This is a genomic window from Coprococcus sp. RTP21428st1_C9_RTP21428_210409 (assembly GCF_040227395.1).
GTDB classification, from domain to species: Bacteria; Bacillota; Clostridia; order Lachnospirales; family Lachnospiraceae; genus Coprococcus; species Coprococcus aceti.
On the sequence record NZ_JBEHVV010000130.1, the window covers coordinates 1 to 2,498 of the forward strand.

Here is a 2,498-nt window from a genome sequence, read left to right on the forward strand (position 1 = left end):
CTGATCCGACGTTCTTGAAATTCTTGTTTGGAATTTCAGGGTTGTCATGTTGTTAATTTTTCAAGGTTCTTTATGTTCTCGCCTCTCAGCGACAACTTCTAAATACTATCACATTCATTTCTCAATGTCAACAACTTTTTTCATCTTTTTTCAAGTCATTTCGTCAGCCCTTATGAACTGATTTCGTATCATAATCGGGAGATTATATAACGAATAAATCTCAAAATCTGATGCTTTATAGATGTTTCTGACACCGTCTCACGCGACAGCTTTTATAAGATACCACCATCATTTTACAATGTCAAGCATATTTTTTCTTTTTTCTATTTTTGTGTTTTTCCTATTATGTATTTTCTTATTCTCTTCTTATTTTCTTTTTATTTCTTTCTTTTATATTCCTCGTTATAATCAGATTTTAAGATACTATACCTGTTAGTTTCTCCGTTTCCTTTATACTCAGCTTATATTGTATCTATACTCTTTGCTTATACCAGCTCAAGTCTTTCAATTATAAAACCTTCATTCTCCATGTGATATACGGTTCCGCAATATGGGCAGTTTCTCTGACGGACAGAATCAAAGCTTGCTCCACAATTCCTGCAATACACAGATGTAATGGAGAATCCAGGAGGTTCCATGTAAGCAACATTTCTCCGAAGTGTAACGTCTATACAGTCTCCGCACCTGTTGACGCGTCCATTCTTCTCACTGTAATTTATCCACCATGTTCTGAGTGTCATGCACAGATGACTTCCCTCCATATGTATATCCTGCACTGTCATAGCCTGCATATATGTCATTTCTATAATATCCCGAAAATATGGATTTAATGTTCCACCACAATATGATGCCAGATTCTCCGGGTGGTCTGACATAATCGCCATACGGATAAGAGATATGATCTGTCCCTCAAACTTCTCAAATGAAAAATACGGATCATATGGTGCAAATGCACTTTTGACCTTTCCTTTTGTTGTCACATAGGACCAGAACGGTATTCTCTTTCGTCCATCCCTGTTGAACTGTTTTGTCATAAATATAATAATAGAAATTATATATCCAAATATTCCGCCCATAATAAGTGCTACAAAAAATGACATTAACAAAGCCTGCGGTATTGGAGTTTCCCGGTCGAGAAAAGAAGGTATAAAACATGCAAGGAAGAAAACCAGCATTGTTATCCCTGTGGCCTTTCCCATCTTCTTCTGATTCTTTGTAGAAGCATTCTCTCGTATAAAAAATATATTTGTTACACGGGGAAACAGATCACTGATACGAAAAACCGTACGACAATAAGGGCAGCCTTCCGTGAGAGCTGCCACAGGACTAACTGCACCGCAGTTTGGACAAGACATGGACATACGTGTAAGTTCCTGCTCATTTGGAGTATGGACAACTGTCTCGTACATCGTATCTTCAGTTACACGCTCATATATTATGCCGTTGAATTCTGGAATTGCAGATGTCTGTCAACACCCTCATACATGAGATCAACTGTGTACCAGGATGTCTTTCGAGGCACTCTTGTAGTTCCCATCGTTTCTCTCTTCACAGGTGATGTATGCTGTATCATACGAATGCCCTTCCGTGCCATTCTATCCTTCTGAAGGCGAAGAATATATGATGTGTCTCCATCACAGCTGCGTGGACGCATGTCAGAATCATACCAATGATTTAATTCTATGGCAAAATCATCAAATATACTTCTGTGTTTCTCCCATGTTGGAGTATATTTCTTAAATGCTGTCACCTGTTTTCCATAACAGATCAAAGAAATTATAGCGGCTATGATCAAAGCCGCTCCAATACACAGAAAAACAAGAGCCGGCGTCTTATCTATATCCTCAACTGTATAGACTGAGGCTCCGAGAAGTCCCAATGCCAACAACACTATCCCCCTCACGAGCAATTTTGTATCTGGCGCTGGCACCTCCAATTTACGTTTTTTATTTGAAAGATTTGATATATCTGAAAATATTGACATTTTCTTTTCCCCATAAATCCCATTAAACTTTTATTGTTATTGTATCTTTGAAACTATGCCATTTTCCGTAAGTGTCTGCAGACATTCCGACGCACTGTCATCGTGCATCATCTGCCACACCTGTTCCATTCCTGGTGCAAGCGGTTTTCGCAGAAACTCTTCTCCCGATATCCAGTACACTTTGCCCTCTTCTGAAGATATAAGTTCCCCCTGATACTCATCCGTCTTGTACAGAAATCCGACATTTCTCACAGCTCCAGTCATCCAGTGATATATTCCGGTGAGCTTTGGATTGCTTATGGTCAGCCCGGTCTCCTCATATATCTCTCGTATCACCGATTCTGTGAATGTCTCTCCGGGTTCCACATGTCCACCAGGGAATGTCGTTCCGGAATAGCTTTTCCCTACTTTATCGAGTGCAAGTACACGCCCAGCGTGATCATATACCATGCACATATTCATAAATATTACCTTCTCTATTTCCGCCATTTTCTCCATCCTGTTGTTTCTATAC

General features: G+C 39.5%; 3 protein-coding genes. All 3 read right to left on the reverse strand.

Annotated elements, in window-relative coordinates:
• Positions 1-485 precede the first annotated feature (485 nt).
• Positions 486-1,409 carry a zinc ribbon domain-containing protein gene (locus ABUA34_RS14115; RefSeq protein ID WP_349823525.1) on the reverse strand — a complete coding sequence of 308 codons (924 nt, stop codon included), beginning with the start codon at positions 1,407-1,409 and terminating at the stop codon, positions 486-488.
• 26 nt (positions 1,410-1,435) lie between these two features.
• Positions 1,436-1,885 carry a hypothetical protein gene (locus tag ABUA34_RS14120; protein ID WP_349823526.1) on the reverse strand — a complete coding sequence of 150 codons (450 nt, stop codon included), beginning with the start codon at positions 1,883-1,885 and terminating at the stop codon, positions 1,436-1,438.
• A 135-nt stretch (positions 1,886-2,020) separates the two neighbouring features.
• Positions 2,021-2,498 (reverse strand): 8-oxo-dGTP diphosphatase (locus ABUA34_RS14125; protein ID WP_349823527.1); only part of this gene is annotated, 478 nt, incomplete at its 5' end.

Bases quoted from the DNA above. Each gene is read 5' to 3' on its own strand.
- ABUA34_RS14115 (WP_349823525.1), bottom strand. From the start codon at position 1,409: ATGTACGAGACAGTTGTCCATACTCCAAATGAGCAGGAACTTACACGT.